The following is a 21,503-nucleotide window of genomic DNA, read 5'->3' on the forward strand; positions in this document are numbered from 1 at the left end:
TGAATGAAATATACAACTATTTTTTCAAAAAACCAAATCCAACTGTACAATAACAACGACAAACTACATGTTGTTATTTACCATTTACACAATTGCCTAAAATAGAATGTAAAAAAACGTCGAATTAAAATTTTTAAATTACAAAAAGAGCTAAGACTGGATTGGTCTGTTTTAGAAAAATCTTGAAAGAAAGCTTAAAAAATAAGACGTAATTATTTTTACTTTTTGTACTTTTACCTATTGTAAATATTATTTGCTATGAGAATTATAACTTTACTCATGTGTTTATTTTTGGTTGGAAGCAATATATTTCCCCAGAGCTGCGAAGAAAGCAAACATCAACATTCTACAGCGTTTAGTCGTCCGTTTGCTCCTAAATATTTAGCACTACACAACAACTATGACCAGAAATTCATACATATCAATATCGAAGCAAACGACTCCAATCGTTTTATTACTAATACCGTGCATTATACCTTAAAAGCTAAAGCAAGCAGCATAGAGCAGGTTTATTTTGAATTTTCGCCAACATTCACCATCGATAGTGTTTCTATCAATCAACAGCCGTGTACTTATTATTATAGTGCCGACACCTTGATTTTGTATCCTTCAACTCCCATTGCATCTTATTCGTTGTTTGAAGTTTCAATATCATATCGTGGCGATGCTACTTCAGGGGGCGAATACCGAGGGCTTACCAATACTTATTCATCAGATTACAACCAACACATTACGTGGACTTTATCAGAATCGTTTCATTTAAAAGACTGGCTACCTTGTAAACAAGATTTAGGCGATCGGCTCGATTCAGCATGGATTTTTATCACTGTCGATAGCACCTGCAAAGCCGGTTCCGAAGGTAGGCTAACGGCCATTACCCCGCTACCCAATGGTAAAATGCGTTACGAATGGAAAGAGCATCACCCCATTGTTTATTATTTGCTTTCGATTGCAGTCGGAAAATTTGCCGAATATAGTTTTTACGTTCATATTCCCGGTTTATCGGATAGCTTACTTGTTATGAACTATATTTATAAAGATCCACAATGTTTAATCGACAACAAAACCGACATTGACCGCACAGGCGATTTTTTGCGAATCTACAGCGACAAATTTGGGCTCTATCCCTTTGCTGATGAAAAATATGGGCATTGTCAGGTACCATTAGGCGGTGGCATGGAACATCAAACCATGACGACATTGGGTTTTTTTGTTCATTGGTTAGTGGCTCACGAAATGGCTCACATGTGGTTTGGCGATCATATTACTTGTGCCAATTGGCAAGATATATGGATCAATGAGGGTTTTGCTTCGTATGGAGAATATATCATATTGCAAAATTATTTCGACCAAGCTACTGCCGATGTAACCATGCGACATTTTCAATTCAGAGCACGCAAAGAACCTGAAGGATCTATTTATGTGCCGTTTGAAGTTGCCTGGGACGAAAACCGTATTTTTAATGGCAACTTAAGCTATAAAAAAGGAGCCGCTTTGATTCACATGATTCGATACTTATGCAACAACGATTCTGTTTTCTTTTATGGTCTTAAACAGCTCCAAAACATATATGGCGACAGCGTTTTAACAGGTGCCGATGTTCGTGATTTATATGAACAGATTACGGGCATTGATTTTCATCCTTTGTTCGACCAATACTATTATGGCAAAGGGTTTCCGATATACAACATTCGTTGGTGGCAAAATAGCACTCAAAATTTGTGGAACGATTTAATTATTCATATCGAACAAAGAGGTAGCTCGCAAGATAATAATCTTTTTACGATTCCCCTGCCTTTTAGAATTTACCATCAAGGCAATTATGAAGATGTGCGTTTGCCAATTAGCCAGAACATAGAAATACACAGCATTGCCACGCAAGGGCAAAAAATAGATTCTGTTCAATTCGACCCTCAAAACTGGATTCTCGATAGCCTTGAAAGCTTTAGTATTGCTATTGAACCGCTGGCAGTCGAAAACGAATATTTTACTGCTTATCCAAACCCTGCCAGTAATTTTATTATGATTGATTGCAATAAGCCTATGCTACAAACTAAGATTGAATTGTACAGTATGGACAATAAAAAAATATTTGAGACTAAAACGCAAGAGTTTCCTTTTATTCATCCGTTGAATTCGTCTTTTTCAAACGGTGTGTATTTTCTTAAAATCAAAACCTTGAATCGGTTCATTACTCAAAAAATAGTAATAAAGAAACAGTAAATTTATTCTTCTTTTGTTTTTATTACCCAACGATAGCCCAAGGTTTTAGTTTGATGAATTTTACCGTTATCTAATAGCCATTGTATTACTTTAGTCAGTTTGTCTTTTGGGAAAGCAGAGCCATTTAATATTTCTTCGAGTGTAAGAGTATTTTCTGAAATTTTACTCTTCAATTCTTGAACTATTAAATCAAATTCATACATCGATATTCCTAACTCATTTCGCTGTTTGCAAACATCGCACCTACCACAGCGATAAGGATTTTTTTCGCCGAAATACATCAACAAAAGCTGACTGCGGCACTTATTATTACTAAAAGCATAATTAATTACCTGTTCTATTCTATATTGCATACGTTTTTTGCGTAAAGTATAAGTTTCTTTACTTAACGTAATGTTTTTAGCATCGAGACGAGGTGTTAAATAAACAACAACTGCACCTTTTTTCTGTTCGTTATAGTCAATAATTTCGTATTTGTGAAGCAATCGGAGCCAATCAACAATCTTTTCAACGGGCAAGTTGGTTTTCTTGGCTAAACTGTTTTCGTCGATTCTTACATATTCGGTAAATAAGCCGCTGTAAGTTCGCAAAAGCAACTTAATAAACGGATCTTCTTTGGGATGTTGAATTTGGAAATTATATAAATCTTCGCGATTAGTTTTAAAAATGATGCGTGATGGATGCTCAATATCTTCTGATAAGCTAATATACTCATCCATATCGAGTAATTTCAGGGCATTGTAAGCAATCACTGGATTAAATTTGTAAAGAGTGATAAATTCTTCAAAACTGAAAAGCTTCTCAAGACCAATGCCACTGCCAATTGGTACTTGCAAATAATTGCCCAATGCATGATACACATTTCTAATCGTTTCGATAGGTGGAAAAGAAGCTTCAAAATTTTTAATAAGTTGGTCGCGGTCAATAGGCTCAACCAACATAATAGCATCGGCTTGTTTTTCGTCTCTCCCTGCACGTCCTGCTTCTTGAAAATACGCTTCAAGTGAGTCGGGTAAATCTAGGTGCACCACAAAACGCACATCGGGTTTGTCAATACCCATTCCAAAAGCGTTGGTAGAGACCATAATTCGTGTTCTGTTTTGCTTCCAATCGTCTTGCTTCCGGTTTCTCTCGCTCATGGTTAAACCAGCGTGGTAAAAATCGGCTGAAATTCCGTTCTTTTTGAGCAATGTTGCAAACTCAACTGTTTTTCGTCTGTTTCTTACATATACCACTCCCGTTCCTTGGTATTTTTTGCATATTTGAATAAAATCATTGATTTTGGTATCGGTATGCTTTACAATATATGTCAAATTTTTACGTTCAAACGATTTTTGAAAAACATTTTTTTGTTTGAACTTTAATTTTTCCTGAATATCGTCCACAACTTCGGGTGTTGCAGTAGCCGTTAGGGCTAAAACGGGCACACCACGTAAAAACTCTCTTATTTCGGCAATATTTAAATACGCCGGTCTGAAATCGTATCCCCATTGCGATATGCAATGTGCTTCGTCCACAGCAATCAAGTTAATTTTCATGCTCAACAATCGTTCGCGGAAAAGTGATGTTTGTAAACGTTCGGGTGAAACATATAAGAACTTCATTTCCTTATCAAAGCAGGCATTATCGAGGTTTATCATAATTTCATGAAAAGACATACCCGAAACAATGAGGGTTGCTTTAATTCCTTTTTGTCGCAAATTCTCGACCTGGTCTTTCATTAAAGCAATGAGCGGTGAAATAACTAAGCACAAACCCGGTTTAGCAAGAGCCGGAACTTGAAAAGTGATAGACTTTCCACCACCCGTAGGCAATAGCCCTAAGGTATCTTTGCCTTGGTAAACCGAACGGATAATATCTTCCTGTAATTCTCTAAATGCCGAATAACCCCAATATTGCTTTAATATTTCTTTAAAAATCATAGTGGAAGCAAATATAATCAATATTTATTAGTTTTCTATGCTAATACTTACAGTAATAAACGTATATCATATTTAAATTTAAATAATATAATGTACATTTGCAATAAAAAAACTATGGCCAGTATTTTAATTGTCGATGATGAACGTAGCATTCGCAATTCGTTAAAAGATATTTTAGAGCATGAATCATACTCGGTTGAGACAGCTGAAAATGGTTTTCTAGCTCTTGATGTCTTAAAACAAAAAAATATTGACTTAGTACTCTGCGATATTAAAATGCCACAAATGGATGGCATAGAATTACTTGAAAATATCTTACAACATTATCCAAATATTTCAGTAGTAATGATTTCTGGGCATGGAGATATTGAAACTGCCGTCAATTGTATAAAGAAAGGAGCCTACGATTTTATTCAAAAGCCATTAGACTTAAACCGAATTTTAGTTACTGTTCGCAATGCTTTAGATAAAACTAAATTGGTAAACGAAACAAAAACGCTTCGCAAAAAAATATATTCAAAGTACGAAATGATAGGCTCTTCGTCGGCAATAAAAAAGGTTCATGAATTAATAGAAAAAATAGCTCCCACCGATGCCCGCGTTTTAATTACCGGCGAAAATGGTAGTGGCAAAGAATTGGTTGCTCATATGATACACGAAAAAAGTAATCGTGCCAATGCTCCTTTTATTGAAGTAAACTGTGCTGCAATACCATCTGAACTTATTGAAAGTGAATTATTCGGACACGAAAAAGGTTCGTTTACTTCTGCTATAAAACAACGAATCGGTAAATTTGAGCAAGCTCATGGAGGCACTCTATTTCTCGACGAAATAGGCGATATGAGTTTAGCTGCACAAGCCAAAGTATTACGTGCTTTACAAGAAAATAAAATAACCCGAGTGGGAGGAGAAAAAGATATTGCTGTAAATGTAAGAATCATTGCTGCTACCAACAAAAACTTACGAGAAGAAATTGAAAAACAAAACTTCAGAGAAGACTTATATCATCGTTTAAGCGTTATTGTTATACATGTTCCCTCACTCAATGAACGCAAAGAAGATATTCCCGATTTAGTGCAATATTTTATTGAAAAAATTTGTAACGAATACGGAATGCCCAAAAAAGAAATAGAAGCTAATGCTATCGAAGAATTACAAAAAAAAGAATATAAAGGCAACATACGTGAACTACACAATATTATAGAACGCCTTATTATTTTAAGTAATCAAACCATTACATTAGATGATGTTAACAAATACGTATAGTTATGAAAATACTTGAAAAAATATTAATTGCATTATTTATTCTATCTATCTTGCTAAAAGCATTTAACATTAATTATTCTGATGTTTTTTTTATTATTTGTCTTTCTATGCTTGCATTACACTATTTCCCATTTAGTATATATACAATCATAAATATAAAAACACAACCACAATTACTCAATTACAGCTTATTTTATGGTTTTGTATTAAGCTTTGGTTTAGTGGTAATTCTTTTAAACATATTAAAGCCGTTACCTTATGGAACTTTTGGTATAAATCAATTTCTATCCATTACTGCAATTGTCTTATTGATCATATCGCTACTTTCTTCTTTTATAAAATTCAAAAAACTAATATCACAACAGCTTCCGGATAATCGCTTTTTTTATTACATTATTTATCGCTGTTTAGTTCTCATCATATTAATTATATTAGCCTATCTACCTTCTACTCATAGCTAAAAATCTAAGTTCATATTTAACTTATACATTCATTTACACTCTATATAAATAGCTAACTTTGTAATTGTATAATTGCAGATAATATTGTATTTTTAATGTTTAATCGATCAAAGATGAAATTTTTATATAAAATACTGATATTAAGCATATTGCCATTTATGGTGAGAGCCCATCCCGTACATATTACCGTAACTAATATTGAGCCCAATGCATCAAAAGCATGTTTTGAAGTATCTATAAAAATATTTACAGACGATTTAGAAAGTGCCATTAGCCAAGAGTTTAAAAAAAATATTGGTTTAATTGCCCAAAAACCTTCTTCCGATATAAATAAACTATTTTTAAATTATATCAACGATCATTTCAAAATCAAAATTAACGACCAATTTATTCACCCTTCAAAAGTTAAATTCATTAAATATTCTACAGTAGAAAATGCTACTTGGCTATATTTTGAATTTAAAATACCTAGTAAAATAAAGCACATAAGTCTATACAACAATCTTTTAAATCATCTTTACCCAGATATGACAAATTTAGTAATAATAAAATGGAACCAGCAAGAACAAGGTTATACTTTTACAAAATCGCAAACTGAACATTCTGTTATATGAAGCACATTAAACTAATAATATTATTCTTTACTCTACAAACTGCCTCATGGGCAACCCATAACCGTGCAGGCGAAATAAGGTATAGGCACCTATCGGGTTACACATACGAAATTACAATGGTAACCTATACCTATACCCTTTCTCAAGCCGATAGACCCGAGTTAGAAGTTCAGTGGGGCGATGGCACAAGTTCTATTGTACCCAGAGTATCTAAAATAGAATTACCTAACGACTATTATTTTAAAAATACCTATGTTGGCACTCATACTTTTCCAGGACCTGGAATTTATAAAATTACCATGGAAGATCAAAATCGAAATTATGGAGTAAAAAATATACCTAATTCGGTTGAAGTTCCCTTTACCATTCAAACAACACTCAATATAAACCCTACCGTAGGCAATAACTCAACTCCAATGCTCACCTATCCTCCTATTGACAAAGCAAAATTAAATGCTACCTTTATTCACAACCCAGGTGCATACGATCCCGACGGTGATAGCTTAGCATACAGGCTAACTGTATGTTTAGGCGAAAATGGGCAACCTATTCCCGGATACGTTTTTCCATATGCCAGCGATTCGCTAGTAGTTAATCATATTACAGGCGATTTAATTTGGGAACGCCCACAACAAACCGGTATATACAATGTAGCGATGATAATAGAAGAATGGCGTTGGTACGATCAAACAAAAAATTATATTAAAATTAGTGAACTTGAACGAGATATTCAAATAGAGGTAGTAGAATCGAGCAATACCCCACCCACACTCCCTAACCTTTTAGACCTTTGTGTTTGGGCAGGAGATTCAATTAGCTTTCAGGTTACTACTACCGACCCTCAAAACGATAGAATAACACTAAATGCATATGGAGGACCATTTGAAGTGAGCGAATCGCCAGCACATTTCGATACTCTTGTTGGATATGGACCTTTAACTAATACTTTTTCTTGGCAAACAAAATGTTCGCACATCAAACGATTTCCATATCTTGTAGTTTTCAGAGCTAAAGATCATAATCCCGATGTTTTTTTAGCTACACAAGAAAAAGTTTATATTCAAGTAATATGTCCTCCTATTCAAACATTAAATTTAAGTCCAACTTCAAATTCTATTACTCTAAATTGGTCAAAAAGTCCTTGTCCACAAGCAATATATTACGATATTTATCGAAAAGTAAACCCATCAGGCTGGAATCCTGATAGTTGTGAAACCGGTATTCCTCCAAACCTTGGATATGTAAAAATACACTCAACAACTAGCGTATTAGACACCAGTTACCTCGATAACAACAACGGATTAGGACTACCACAAGGTTATACATACTGCTATCGAATCGTTTCGGTCTTTTCCGATCAAGCTCAAAGTGTTGCTTCTGTTGAAGCTTGTACCAATTTAGTAAAAGGTATTCCTGTTATTACACATGTTAGTGTAGATAGTACCGATTACCAAAAAGGCAAAATTTACGTTGAATGGTCAAAACCAACCGAATTCGACAGCATTGCAGCACCCGGTCCCTATAAATACTTAATTTACCACTCTCCCGACTTTTGGGGACAACAACTAAACCTCATTGACTCCTTAAACCAAATAAACGACACCACTTACGTAGATACTTTATTAAATACTCAACAATTTCCATATAGCTATAAAATAGAATTTTACAACGATCAACCAGGGAATCGTTTTCTTATTGGCTATCCATCACTAGCATCGAGCATTTATTTAAACTCACAACCCGACGACAATAAAGTTCATCTTTCGTGGCAAAAGAACACACCATGGACAAATACCCAATATGTTATTTATCGATTAAATGCTTCATCAGCTACATGGGATTCTATTGCAACTACATCTGAAACACTATTTATTGATGATAGCCTTATAAATAACAATGAATATTGCTACCGAGTAAAAGGCTTAGGATATTATTTTTCAGGTAACTATAATGTACCATTTATCAATTTTTCGCAAATTAAGTGTGAAACTCCCAAAGATACAACCGCCCCTTGCCCTCCACACCTTAACATAAAATCAGAATGCAACCTTTACCAGAATATACTTACATGGACAAACCCCAATCGTTATTGTTGCGACGATGTAATTGGCTACCGCATTTATTACGCTTCAACCCTTAACGGAACTATGAATTTAATTGCCGAAAAAAATACCCCTAATGACACTACATTTATTCATATTCCTACTTACTCTTTAGCTGGTTGTTACTTAGTAACAGCCGTTGATTCTTTTTTAAACGAAAGCTCATTACTACATAAAGTATGCATTGATGAGTGCACCTATTATGAATTGCCCAATATTTTTACTCCTGATGCCAACGGTCAGAACGACTATTATAAGCCAGGACCTTATCGTTTTGTCGAAAAAGTAGATATGAAAATATATAATCGCTGGGGCAAATTGATATTTCAAACCGACAACCCAGATATCATGTGGGACGGTAAAGATATGGACTCCAAAAAAAGAGTTACCGATGGTGTTTACTACTACATTTGCGACGTTTACGAACGCCGATTAACTGGCATTGAACCTAGAGCTATAACCGGTTTTATTCAAGTACTAACTATTAAAAAGAGTGGGAACGAATGAGAAAAATTGTTATTTTTTTAGTGTTGCTTACACATGCTACTCTTTTCTATGCTCAAACTCCATTTAAATATATTAAAGCTAATATTGCATTGTTTCATCACGATACTATATCTGCAATTCAATATTTACAAGATACTTTAAACCAAAACTCTAATCAACCTTATGCGCTTAAAAATATTGGCAATATTTATTCAAAATTAGGTAAATATGCCGAAGCAAACGATTATTACTTCAAATTATTAACCCTAAACGATTCATCCATCATATATGACATTGTAAAAAATTATGCACATTTAAAAAATAAAGAAAAAACCATAGAATGGTTGAAAATATATCTTAAAACTACGCAAAAACAACCCGAAAACAGCATTCGTTCTAATCCTATTTTTAATTTTTTAAACAATGAAAAAAGTTGGAACGAATTATGGAAAAACAACTGGTTTTCTGATTTAGAAATAAAATTAGCCGATATTGTTTATTTATATGAAAAAAAAGACATCAACAATCTTATCGAAACCATTGACGAAGCTTTAAAAATATTTCCTTCTCAAATAGACCTTGAATTATGGAGGGCAAAAGCTTTTTTACTTGGTGAAAATCATTCAGAAGCACTCAAATCAATCAATAAAATACTAAAAAGCAATCCTAATCATATCGAAGCTTTAGTATTAAAATCGGCTATTTTTAACATTCAAAAAAAATATAAAAACGTTGCTACAACAATGCTTCAAATATACAACACACAACCTTGGGAAATTCAATGGAAATATAAAGCAGCCGAAGCATTCAACAAAGCATCGTTATATAAAGAAAGTATTAGAGAATTAGATTTCTATATTCAATTTGACACAACTTATGCTCAAGCCTTTTATTTACTTGGAAATGCTTTCTACCAACTAAAACAAAAAGATGAAGCCATCAAACAGTATACAAAAGCCATTCATTTATATCAAGGCGATCCCGATTATTACTACGAAAGAGCTTTATGCTATTACGATAAAGAACAAAATGAAAAAGCATTTAGCGATTTATGTATGGCATTAGATTTAAAACCAACCGATGGCAGGTATTATTATCAACGTGGCTTAGTAAACTATGCCCTGAATAAAGCTTCGGGAGCATGTCGCGATTTCGAACGAGCCAAACAACTTGGAGTTTTAAAAGCCGAAGATTATATTCAACGCTATTGTAAAGGGAAATAAATTATGACTACATTGGAAATTAACATTGAACTACCCATTATAAATGATAATATTGACGAAATTCTCGTTGCCGTTTTATCAGAAATCGGCTTCGAAGGCTTCTTTAACGACGAAACCATGCTCAAAGCATATATTGAAGAAAATGCGTTCAACAAAGACCAATTTGAACAATTATTATTTCAATTTCTACCCAATGCTCATTATTCGATAGCAACCTTACCCAACAAAAACTGGAATGAACAATGGGAAAAAACTTACGAACCTGTGATAATTGATAAACGTTGCATTATTAAAGCACCCTTTCATCAAATAGAAAAAAAATATCCTCTTGAAATCATTATAAATCCTAAAATGGCTTTTGGTACTGGACATCACCAAACCACCCAACTCATAATTGAACGTTTATTCGAAATAAATTTAAAAAACAAAAAAGTAATTGATGCCGGGTGCGGAAGCGGTATTTTATCGATTGCAGCCGAAAAATTAGGTGCATCTCAGATATGGGCTTTCGACATAGACGAATGGTCGGTAATAAACACCATTGAAAATATTGAACTAAATAAATGCAAAAACATAATCGTTAAAAAAGGGACTATAAATGATATAAAACCTCAACCTGCACATATTATACTTGCCAACATCAACAGAAATATACTACTCAACGAAATGACACACTACAATAAATGCTTAGACCCCGACGGATTACTTATTATTAGCGGTTTTATAAAACCCGATGTTGATATTTTATTGCAAAAAGCACAACAAGAAGGTTTTATAAATATAGATTCGTATCATAAAAATGAATGGTTTTGTTTAGCATTAAAAAAATTATAAAAATGAAAAAGTTAATATTAATAGGATTATTTTATATTATTTTTATTAATAGTTATGCACAAATATTAAAAGAATTTTCGTCTAAACCCGAAGAATATATAATACAACTTAAAGAACTTATTGAAGCTAAAGATAAAAAAACTGGTAAAGAAATATTTGAAGAACTTTTACCATTATGGAATAGTGGCTACTATAATAATAATGACAAAAACAATATAATAAGTGTTTCAAATGAACTACTAAATAAACGAGCATTACCTATTCCACATTTTGAAAGTTTTTCGCGTACACTTCTTGCTTTTTCTAAACAAAATATTGCTAAAAACGATTTCGAAGAGTGGCTAAAAGGGCTCAGCTATTTATGTCGTAAAAAAACAGCCACCTTAAACTCAATTGACAATTACCTCGATAACATTCTCTACTTTATTCAAAAAAAATACTTATCCAAAACATCAACCGTAAAATGGAAAACGCGTAACTCAACAGCAAAGCTTATTTTCGATGGAAACCAATTGTTAATTCAAGTAGGGAAAGGCGATATTGTTTGCTTTTCAAAAAACGACAGTTCTGTAATATATAATACCGAAGGCATTTACAATGCTTATACACAGCAATGGACAGGTTTTAACGGCAAAGTTACATGGGAAAGAACAGGATTAAAACCTTCAGAAGTTTATGCTCAATTAAGCCGTTATCAGATAGACATGAAAAAATCGAGCTTCGAAGCCGATTCAGTTACGCTTATATACAAACGATATTTTAATGAACCTTTATTAGGAATGCTATCCGAAAAAGTAATGGCCGATGTAGATACTCAACGAGCTATTTATCCTCAATTTAAATCTTATTCAAAACGGCATAGAATTAAAAACATTTTTCCCAATATAAACTACGATGGTGGTTTTTCACTTAAAGGCAATCGGTTTATCGGCGAAGGTACAAGCGAACAAATGGCTATTTTAACTATTTTTCGCAACGACACATTGAAACTTAAAGTAGCTTCTCGTTCTTATATATTTAGAGAAAATGAAATTAATAGCCAAAATGCAAGCATTACAATTTATATCGATAAAGATTCTATCTACCATCCTGGACTTATTTTTTCGTTCGATGCTCCTAAAAATTTACTCTCTCTTATACGCAACAACGAAGGCACAAAAATTAGCCCTTACTACGACTCATATCATCGATTAGAGCTCGATTTTCCTTACCTTTCATGGAAAATAAACGAGCCTCAAATGCTATTTAAACCCATTCCCAAAGCTACTAACAAAAAAGCCATTTTTACATCGATGGATTATTTTAGTCGTAGCAAATACCTCGAATTACAAGGACTTGATATGAAAAATCCTTTACAAGAAATTCGAAGCCTCAGCAAAAAATTAAACGATAGAAATTTTACCGAAAAAGAATTTGCCGACCATATTCGCATGAGCTTGCCGCAAACCCGCCAAATATTGCTGAACTTAGCTTTTAAAGGATTTATTAATTACTCGCTCGAAACCGGACAAGTTTATGTCAACGATAAAACATTTTTTTACCTTCAATGTAGTGTAGGACAAAAAGACTACGATGTTATCAATTTTGAATCGAACGTAGTTGGCGACGATTACAATGCACTCCTTAGCTTGCTCGACAACAATCTTAAATTAAAAGGTGTACAAGAAATATTTTTATCCGACTCGCAAAATGTAGCTATTTTCCCAAAAGACCAACAAATTATTATTAAAAAAAATCGTGACTTTGTTTTTGACGGTAAAGTTCGTGCTGGATTATTCTTATTTGTTGGCTCTAATTTTTCGTTTACTTATGACCAGTTTAAGCTAACACTAACCGATATCAATACTATAAAAATGCGTGTTCAAACAGACGAACTCGATAAATATGGTAATAAAGTTCAAAGAGATTTAACTAGTATTATAGAAAATGCAACAGGCGAACTATTACTCGATGAACCGAACAACAAAAGTAGTGTTAAACGTATTCCCAAATACCCAATCTTTAATAGCAAAAAAGATAGTTATGTTTTTTACGATTATCAATCAGTTCATAATGGAGTTTACAAACGTGATAATTTTTATTTCCAAATATATCCTTATTCGCTCGATAGTATAAACACCCTAACAAAGAAAAACTTATTATTTAAAGGTCATTTTGTATCGGCAGGAATTTTTCCACCATTCGACGACATATTAAGTGTACAAGAAGATTATTCTCTTGGATTTAAACGCAATACTCCAACCGATGGGTTTCCTACCTACGGAGGTAAAGGCAATTATAAGAATCAAATATATCTAAGTAATCGCGGTTTACGTGGCGATGGTGAACTTGTATTCGTTAAAGCCAAAGCTCTATCAGACGATTTTATTTTCTTCCCCGATTCCATGAACACCACTGCTAAAGAATTTAGTATCGAAAAACAATCTAAAGGAGTTGAATTTGCTTCTGTTCAAGGTAAAAACATTTATATACACTGGATGCCATATAAAGACGAAATGTTAGCATCTAATACAAACCAACCATTTGATATGTACGACAAACAAGCTACTTATACCGGTACGCTCAAAATTGAACCTAAAGGCTTATCGGGATGGGGCAAATTAGAATTCGCCACAGCTCAACTTTTATCACAAGACTTTAATTTCAAAGAACACATTGTCGATGCCGATACATCAAACTTTAACCTTAAAACACTCGACAATTCCGATTTTTCATTCAAAACCAACAACGTAAAATCGCATATCGATTTCAATGAACGAAAAGGTGAATTTCAAAGCAATGGCGAAGCTTCGTTCGTAGAATTTCCACAAAACAAATACATTTGCTACATGGACCAATTTACCTGGTATATGGACAAAGAAGAAATAGAAATGAGCGCTAGTAAACGTGCTTTAGATAAGCTACCAGAAAATAAAGAAAATCTTAGCCCAACCGAGGCCGAAGATGTTCAATTAAAAGGCTCGCAATTTATATCCATACATCCTAATCAAGACTCATTAAGCTTTATTGCTCCAAATGCAAAATATAATTTACGGAAATATATTATCACCGCAAACGAAGTAAAGCTTATACGCGTTGCCGATGCTACGGTTTACCCCGGCGATGGTAAAGTAGTTGTTGAAAAAAACGCAGTCATGCAAACACTCAAAGAATCAAAAATAATTGCCAATAATACTAACCGTTATCATACTATTTACAATGCTACTACCAATATTTATGGTAAAAAAAGCTATTCATCTAGCGGATATTACGACTACGTTGATGAAACCAATAATAAGCAAACCATAAAATTCGACATTGTTAGCGTAGATTCTACCTATCAAACATATGCAAAAGGTAAAATTGGCATAACCGAAAACTTTACTCTAAGCCCAAACTTTGCATATACAGGCGATGTATACTTACAAGCCAACAATCAATTCTTAACATTTGAGGGTTCTACTAAAATTTCACACGAATGCGAGACCATGAACCGTTATTGGGTTAACTTTAAAGCTACCATCAACCCAAAAGAAATTTTTATACCTATCGGCGATAGTCTTCGCGACATTAATAATAATCGCCTTAATTCTGGATTCTATGTTACCAACGACTCCATTCATATTTATCCCGCTTTTCTTACCAAACGAAAAAATTACAGCGACATCGCTGTATTTAAAGCTACAGGCTTTTTAACATTCGATAAAAAAGATTCTAAATACAAAATATCGAACAAAGAAAAATTACAAGAATTTAACTTGCCTGGCAATTATTTAAGCTTACACCGATCAGCTTGTAATATGTATGGCGAAGGCAAAATTGATTTAGGAGTTAATTTTGGTCAATTAAAACAAACAACCGTTGGCAGTATCAACGAAGATCTCATAAAAGGCGATATTTATATCGAACTCATTTATGCACTTGATTTTTTTATCGAAAACAAATGTATGGACATTTTTACCAAAGACATCAATAACATTAGTGGTTTAGAGCCTGTCGATTTAACACGAAATGCTTATATTAAAGGCATGTACGAACTTGTAGGCGAAGTTAAAGCAAACGAACTATTTAGCGAATATAGTTTAGGTAAATTCAAAAAAATGCCCAAAGAACTTGAGCATACTTTAGTACTAAACGACTTAAAACTAAAATGGAATCCTAAAACACACTCTTATATATCAGATACCATTATCGGAGTTGGTAGTTGTGGAAAAGAATATATAAACCGAATGACTAAAGGCTATTTAGAAATAATAAAAAAACGAAGTGGCGATAAATTTAACCTTTATCTTGAACTTAGCGATAATGTATGGTACTACTTCTCATATTCCAATAACTTAATGCAAGTACTATCGAGTAACGAAGATTTTAACACCATAATTAAAACATTAAAACCCGATCAACGTAAACTCGAAGTAGAAAAAGGACAAGCTCCTTATTCGTATTTCTTAGCTGCACCAACAGCAATGAAAAAATTTAAAAAACATTTTCAAGATTTATTAGAAAATACCGATACAAACACAGACGAATCTGAAGAAGCAGAAGAAAAAAATAAAAATAATGAATAAATAACATGCATCGTCTATTCAGAACAAAACCCATTCATCAAGCTATTAGTGAAGTTAACCACGACTCCAAAACTTCATTAAAAAAAAGCCTCAATTTATTTGACCTCACATCGTTAGGCATTGCTGCCATTATAGGTGCTGGCATCTTTAGCACTATAGGTACAGCAGCAGCACAAGGAGGACCAGCGGTATCGGTTTTATTCATTTTTACAGCGATTGCTTGTGCCTTTTCAGCTCTATGTTATGCCCGTTTTGCCTCTTCAATTCCAGTTAGCGGAAGTGCTTACACCTATGCTTATGTGGCTTTTGGCGAACTTTTAGCATGGATTATTGGCTGGGATTTAATTATGGAATATGCTGTTGGAAATATAGCAGTTGCTATCTCGTGGAGCGATTATTTTACAGCACTTTTAAGAGGTCTTCACTTACATATACCCGAATTTTTAACAGTCGATTATGTTACTGCATTTAGAGGGTTTAACGAAGCTCAACAACAAATAAACCAAGGTCAAACACTCTATAGTTTATCATACCCTTTACAAGAAGCATATTTAGCCTATACTCATGCACCCACTATTGGAGGACTAAAAATAATTGCCGATATTCCTGCATTTGGCATTGTAACGATTATAGCTACCTTAGTTTATATTGGCATACAAGAATCGAAAATTGCAGGCGATTTTATGGTTATTTTAAAAGTTTTGGTTTTATTAATGGTAATCACTGTTGGTGCTTTTTATATCAACCCTTCCAACTGGTCACCATTTGCTCCCAACGGCTTTGCTGGAGTGATGAAAGGAGTAGCTGGAGTATTTTTTGCTTACATTGGATTCGACGCTATAAGCACTACAGCCGAAGAATGCAAAAATCCACAACGCGACCTTCCACGTGGAATGATACTGGCTCTCGTTATTACAACTGCACTTTATGTTATTATTAGTCTTGTGCTTACAGGTATGATAAAATACAATGAATTGGGGGTGGGCGATCCCCTTTCATATGCTTTCGAAAAATATGGCTTAACTAAGTTTTCTGGTATTATTGCCTTAAGTGCTGTAATTGCCATGGCTAGCGTGCTTTTAGTATTTCAAGTTGGACAACCACGTATATGGATGGTAATGAGCCGCGACGGACTCCTACCAAAACAATTTTCATACATACATCCTCGTTATAGAACACCTTCGTTTGCTACAATTGTTAATGGAATATTTGTAGCTATACCTGCTTTATTCCTCAACTTAACAGAAGTTACCGACCTCACTAGTATTGGCACCCTATTCGCCTTTGTTTTAGTATCGGGAGGCATACTATTTCTCGACGACAAAAAAAGTAAACGTAAGCTAGAAGGTAAGTTTAAAATCTGGTATATCAATGCACGTTATACCATACCTATATTATGGCTTGTTTTTATAATTATTTTATATGTCAATGCTATAAAACTAGAAGATGTTATTAACTATTTAACCCTTCCTCACATTATTTTTTTTATAGTTGCTATGCTTGCAAGCATATTTGCTGTTATTCGCGAATGGTCAAGTATTCCATTATTAGGCTTACTTACTAACCTTTATTTGATGTCGGAACTTGGAATTACTAATTGGCTACGATTCTTAATATGGCTTGCAATTGGATTATTTATTTATTTTGGATATGGTATAAATAAAAGTAAATTAAATCAAGTTAAATAATTATGATAAACCACCATTTTTTTTTGATTTTTCTCTTGATTTACCTACCATTTAGTAGTTATAACCAAGATTTAACAACTTTTTTCGAAAAAAGTGATTTTAAACGTACCCCTCGTTACGATTCTACCGTTTGGTATTGTCAACAATTATCCCAATCTGCTCCTTTTATACATTTATCGAGTATAGGCAAAAGTCACGAAGGACGTGATATCATATTGCTTATTGCTGCTTCAAATCAAGAATTTACTCCCGAAAAAGCTAAAGCTTCTGGCAAAAACATTATTCTTATTCAAGCAGGGATACATGCTGGCGAACCCGATGGAAAAGATGCAGGATTTTTGCTATTTAAAGAATTTATTCAAAAAGAAGAAACTCGTAAACTACTCAACGACAACATTGTACTTTTTATTCCTATTCTCAATGTCGATGGGCACGAACGTTTTGGTGCTTTCAACCGCATTAACCAAAATGGTCCTATTGAAATGGGCTGGCGATGCAATGCACAAAACCTAAATCTTAACCGCGATTATTTAAAGGCTCAATCAAACGAGATAAAAGCATGGCTAAATCTTTTTTACAACTGGAAACCCCATTTCTTTATAGATTGTCATGTTACCGATGGTGCCGATTATCAATATCCGATTACTTATGCATTAGAAATATATGGCAGCATGCACGATTCAATTACATATTGGCAAAAAGAAAAATTGCTGCCACCACTTGAACAAAGAATGGAAAAAGCAGGTTACCCTATTTTTAGATACGTAAGTTTTCGCAACTGGTTTGACTTCGAAAGCGGTTTAAGCGCATGGGTTACCCCTCCATCGCTTTCGCAAGGGCTTACAGCCTTAGTTGAATGCCCTGGACTCCTTATCGAAAGCCACATGTTAAAAAACTACAAAACTCGAGTAATGGGAACCTATTACATGCTGAAAAATGTTCTCCAGTTGCTCTCAGAACAAAAAAATACACTAAAAAAATACTTACAAATATCAACACATTACAATACTTATCCCAAACAACTACCTGTTACATTTAAAGCGTTGCCCGATAGTCAATTAGTAAAATTCAAAGGAGTAGAATATACCGTCGAAAACAGCGATTTATCGGGTGGAAAATGGTTTAAGTATCAACCTACAAAACCTAAAACCTATACCTTACCTTTGTTCGATCATTTTGTTCCAGATAAAATCATTAATATTCCAAATTATTATATCATTCCCTGTGGATGGACCGATAAAATAAAACCCTACCTCGATTTGCATAGAATCAATTATCGTTATTTAGCAAACGACACCATTCTGGACGTTTCACTTTATAAATTTAATAATGTTAAATTAGCTTCTTCATCATACGAAGGATGTCAACGTGTTAATTATTTTGAAAGTACATCTTTTAAACGTAAAGAAAAATACATACGTGGATCTATTATTATTCCTACCCATCAACCTCACTTTAAAGTACTTATTCATTTGTTAGAACCTGATGCTCCTGCATCGCTTTTTGCTTTTGGCTTTTTTAACGCCATTTTTGAACAAAAAGAATATGGCGAGACCTATGTATTAGAAGCTTTAGCTCGCGAAATGCTTAAAAACGACAGCATTCGAAAAAAATTCAATGACTTTAAACAAAATAATCCCAAAATTAGCAGTTATGAAATGCTCAATTGGTTTTATCTAAATTCTCAATATTCAGACCCTTACCTAAATGTTTATCCTATTGGTAAAATACAATAATGCCATATTGTCTCCTTCATTATTCCAAATACTGACACTTTGACATTATTTATAGCTTGGTATATAAATTGAAAATAACCTCATCGAAAAGTTAAACCAAAAATAAAAGGAGGACCAAGCTATGTTACCAGTAATTAAAAATTCAATGCCAAGCTTAATGAGCGATTTTTTAGGCGATGACTTATTTGACAATTTCTTTGGCTTTATTCCAGCCGTTAAAAATCCTGCAACCGTAAACATTATCGAAGACAAAAACAACTTCCGCTTAGAAGTTGCAGCTCCAGGCCTTGAAAAAGAAGATTTTAAAATTGATCTTCACAATGATGTACTAACCATTAGTGCCGAAAAAAAGGAAGAAAAAGAAGAAAAAGACAAAAAGTACTTACGTCGTGAATTTAACTACTGCAGCTTCAAGCGTTCATTTGCACTACCCGAATATGTAGATGCAGACAAAATTGAAGCTAAGCACAAAAATGGGATTTTAACGGTAATTATTCCTAAAAAAGAAGAAGCCAAAGAAAAAGAACCTAAAACTATAAAAATTAGCTAATTAACAAGAATTTTAAAGAAAGCAGTGGGTGTTATACTCACTGCTTTTTTATTTTAAAACAACCTTAAGTTATTAACAATTTGGTTATTTTTTTTTGTTTATAGTCTATTAAATGCATTTAGTAACCTTAATATTCAAGCATTTAGCATTATATTACTAAATGTTGATAAATATCTTTTTTTTAAACGGTTATGAATATTTATCTTTGTGCTCCGAATAAACCAAATTTTTTTTATATGACAAAAAAGAATGTTATTATCATTGGGGCAGCGGGACGCGATTTCCACAATTTTAATGTGTATTTCCGTGGCAACGCTAATTACAATGTAGTTGCGTTTACAGCAACTCAAATTCCCGACATTGATGGTCGTAAATATCCTAAAGAATTAGCTGGGGAAGACCTTTACCCTGATGGTATTCCCATTTACAACGAATCCGATTTACCCAAACTTATTAAAGATTTAAAAGTAGACATTTGTGTTTTTGCATACAGCGATGTAATGCATCAGCAAGTAATGAACATAGGTTCTATTGTAATGGCTGCCGGTGCAAGCTATATGCTTCTTGGTCCTAACGATACCATGCTCAAATCGACAAAGCCTGTAATTGCAGTTGGAGCTACCCGTACAGGATGTGGCAAAAGTCAAACTTCGCGCCGCATTATCGAAGTTTTAATGAAACTCGGTTTAAAAGTAGTTGCAGTTCGTCACCCCATGCCATACGGCGATTTAGTTAAACAAAAAGTTCAACGTTTTGCAACCGTTGAAGATTTGAAAAAACACAACTGCACCATCGAAGAAATGGAAGAATACGAACCACATGTTAAACGTGGCAATGTCATTTATGCTGGTGTTGATTACGAAGCTATTTTGCGTGCTGCCGAAGACGATCCTAATGGATGCGATGTTATACTTTGGGATGGTGGCAACAACGACTTCCCATTTTACAAACCCGATTTAATGGTTGGTGTTGCCGACCCATTACGTCCAGGTGCTGAAGTTAGCTTCCACCCTGGCGAAACAGTTGCTCGTATGGCCGATGTTATCGTTATTAACAAAATTGATAGCGCCACATTAGACAACATTAACCTGGTACGCGATAACTTACGCAAAATTAACCCTAACGCTACCATCGTAGATGCTGCTTCTCCGCTCACAGTTAGCAATCCTGAACTTATCAAGGGCAAACGCGTATTAGTGGTTGAAGACGGACCAACCTTAACCCACGGACATATGCGTATGGGTGCCGGTACAGTCGCCGCTCAAAAATATGGTGCTGCCGAATTAGTTGACCCACGCAACTATGCTGTTGGCAAATTAGCCGATACCTTTGTAAAATACCCCAATATAGGCACACTATTACCTGCTATGGGATACGGCGAAGAACAAATTAGAGACCTCGAACGTACCATCGATAACACTCCTTTCGATGTATTAGTCGTAGCAACCCCTATCGATTTGAGCCGCGTTATTCGAATTACTAAACCTTATGTTACTGTTGGTTACGAACTTCAAGAAATTGGAACACCCAACCTTGAACAAATTTTAACCGAATTTGTAAAAAAAAAGAACTTAGTAAAAGCTAATGCTTGCTGCTAATTGCTAAATATTAAAATAATTTAAATAAAGAGGCTGTCTCAAAAGGACAGTCTTTTTTATTGATAAAAAACGGATATTCAACCTTCTTATTAGGCTAAAGAAAATCATTCGATTTTAATAGTTTTATTCTCTAAAACTTTACCATTGACCATTAACGAGTAGAAATATAAACCTGCTTGTTGCTTACTGGCATCCCAATCGACACTATAATTACCAGTCTGTTGATATTCATTTACCAAGTTAGTTATTCTGC

Annotated in this window: 14 protein-coding genes; 12 read left to right on the top strand and 2 right to left on the bottom strand. The window is 34.0% G+C overall.

Features of this window, described 5'->3' with window-relative positions:
- The first annotated feature begins 258 nt into the window (after positions 1–258).
- A complete protein-coding gene (locus tag HPY79_10520; GenBank protein NSW46234.1) occupies positions 259–2,223 on the top strand; it encodes a T9SS type A sorting domain-containing protein in 1,965 nt (654 codons plus the stop codon).
- A gap of 2 nt (positions 2,224–2,225) precedes the next feature.
- Here the strand turns inward: HPY79_10520 and HPY79_10525 are convergent, their stop codons facing one another.
- On the bottom strand, positions 2,226–4,145 hold the full coding sequence (locus HPY79_10525) for a RecQ family ATP-dependent DNA helicase (GenBank protein NSW46235.1): 1,920 nt from the start codon (positions 4,143–4,145) through the stop codon (positions 2,226–2,228).
- 114 nt (positions 4,146–4,259) lie between these two features.
- Between HPY79_10525 and HPY79_10530 the strand changes: the two genes are divergently transcribed.
- The 11 genes from HPY79_10530 to HPY79_10580 all read left to right on the top strand — a co-directional run bounded on the left by HPY79_10530 (position 4,260) and on the right by HPY79_10580 (position 21,250).
- Positions 4,260–5,411 carry a sigma-54-dependent Fis family transcriptional regulator gene (locus HPY79_10530; GenBank protein NSW46236.1) on the top strand — a complete coding sequence of 384 codons (1,152 nt, stop codon included), beginning with the start codon at positions 4,260–4,262 and terminating at the stop codon, positions 5,409–5,411.
- Positions 5,412–5,413: 2 nt separating this feature from the next.
- Complete coding sequence (locus HPY79_10535) at positions 5,414–5,872, top strand: hypothetical protein (protein ID NSW46237.1); 459 nt, start codon at positions 5,414–5,416, stop codon at positions 5,870–5,872.
- A gap of 113 nt (positions 5,873–5,985) precedes the next feature.
- Entirely contained in the window at positions 5,986–6,486 is a 501-nt protein-coding gene (locus tag HPY79_10540; GenBank protein ID NSW46238.1) for a hypothetical protein, read from the top strand.
- The gene (locus HPY79_10545; GenBank protein ID NSW46239.1) at positions 6,483–9,095 is read left to right on the top strand and encodes a gliding motility-associated C-terminal domain-containing protein; all 2,613 of its coding nucleotides are present in this window, start codon (positions 6,483–6,485) and stop codon (positions 9,093–9,095) included. Before HPY79_10540 ends, HPY79_10545 begins: the two co-directional genes overlap by 4 nt.
- A complete protein-coding gene (locus HPY79_10550) occupies positions 9,092–10,297 on the top strand; it encodes a tetratricopeptide repeat protein (protein NSW46240.1) in 1,206 nt (401 codons plus the stop codon). The genes HPY79_10545 and HPY79_10550 overlap by 4 nt, the downstream gene beginning before the upstream one ends.
- Before the next feature lie 3 nt (positions 10,298–10,300).
- Positions 10,301–11,131: a 50S ribosomal protein L11 methyltransferase gene (prmA, locus tag HPY79_10555; protein ID NSW46241.1), complete on the top strand. Its 831-nt coding sequence runs from the start codon at positions 10,301–10,303 to the stop codon at positions 11,129–11,131.
- A gap of 2 nt (positions 11,132–11,133) precedes the next feature.
- Positions 11,134–15,678, top strand: a complete 4,545-nt coding sequence (locus tag HPY79_10560; GenBank protein ID NSW46242.1) for a hypothetical protein — start codon at positions 11,134–11,136, stop codon at positions 15,676–15,678.
- Between the two features lie 5 nt (positions 15,679–15,683).
- Entirely contained in the window at positions 15,684–17,366 is a 1,683-nt protein-coding gene (locus HPY79_10565) for an amino acid permease (protein NSW46243.1), read from the top strand.
- A 2-nt stretch (positions 17,367–17,368) separates the two neighbouring features.
- A complete protein-coding gene (locus HPY79_10570) occupies positions 17,369–19,102 on the top strand; it encodes a M14 family metallopeptidase (GenBank protein NSW46244.1) in 1,734 nt (577 codons plus the stop codon).
- A 157-nt stretch (positions 19,103–19,259) separates the two neighbouring features.
- On the top strand, positions 19,260–19,652 hold the full coding sequence (locus tag HPY79_10575) for an Hsp20/alpha crystallin family protein (GenBank protein NSW46245.1): 393 nt from the start codon (positions 19,260–19,262) through the stop codon (positions 19,650–19,652).
- Between the two features lie 236 nt (positions 19,653–19,888).
- Complete coding sequence (locus tag HPY79_10580; GenBank protein NSW46246.1) at positions 19,889–21,250, top strand: GTPase; 1,362 nt, start codon at positions 19,889–19,891, stop codon at positions 21,248–21,250.
- Positions 21,251–21,354: 104 nt separating this feature from the next.
- On the opposite strand, the gene HPY79_10585 is transcribed toward HPY79_10580, so the two are convergent.
- The coding region (locus HPY79_10585; GenBank protein NSW46247.1) for a hypothetical protein at positions 21,355–21,503 on the bottom strand (149 nt) is incomplete at its 5' end.

The organism is Bacteroidales bacterium (genome assembly GCA_013314715.1).
Lineage (GTDB): Bacteria > Bacteroidota > Bacteroidia > Bacteroidales > GWA2-32-17 > Ch61.

Bases quoted from the DNA above. Each gene is read 5' to 3' on its own strand.
- HPY79_10525 (NSW46235.1), bottom strand. From the start codon at position 4,145: ATGATTTTTAAAGAAATATTAAAGCAATATTGGGGTTATTCGGCATTT.
- HPY79_10570 (NSW46244.1), top strand. From the start codon at position 17,369: ATGATAAACCACCATTTTTTTTTGATTTTTCTCTTGATTTACCTACCA.
- HPY79_10545 (NSW46239.1), top strand. From the start codon at position 6,483: ATGAAGCACATTAAACTAATAATATTATTCTTTACTCTACAAACTGCC.
- HPY79_10530 (NSW46236.1), top strand. From the start codon at position 4,260: ATGGCCAGTATTTTAATTGTCGATGATGAACGTAGCATTCGCAATTCG.
- HPY79_10560 (NSW46242.1), top strand. From the start codon at position 11,134: ATGAAAAAGTTAATATTAATAGGATTATTTTATATTATTTTTATTAAT.
- HPY79_10520 (NSW46234.1), top strand. From the start codon at position 259: ATGAGAATTATAACTTTACTCATGTGTTTATTTTTGGTTGGAAGCAAT.
- HPY79_10580 (NSW46246.1), top strand. From the start codon at position 19,889: ATGACAAAAAAGAATGTTATTATCATTGGGGCAGCGGGACGCGATTTC.
- HPY79_10535 (NSW46237.1), top strand. From the start codon at position 5,414: ATGAAAATACTTGAAAAAATATTAATTGCATTATTTATTCTATCTATC.
- HPY79_10550 (NSW46240.1), top strand. From the start codon at position 9,092: ATGAGAAAAATTGTTATTTTTTTAGTGTTGCTTACACATGCTACTCTT.
- prmA (NSW46241.1), top strand. From the start codon at position 10,301: ATGACTACATTGGAAATTAACATTGAACTACCCATTATAAATGATAAT.
- HPY79_10540 (NSW46238.1), top strand. From the start codon at position 5,986: ATGAAATTTTTATATAAAATACTGATATTAAGCATATTGCCATTTATG.
- HPY79_10565 (NSW46243.1), top strand. From the start codon at position 15,684: ATGCATCGTCTATTCAGAACAAAACCCATTCATCAAGCTATTAGTGAA.
- HPY79_10575 (NSW46245.1), top strand. From the start codon at position 19,260: ATGAGCGATTTTTTAGGCGATGACTTATTTGACAATTTCTTTGGCTTT.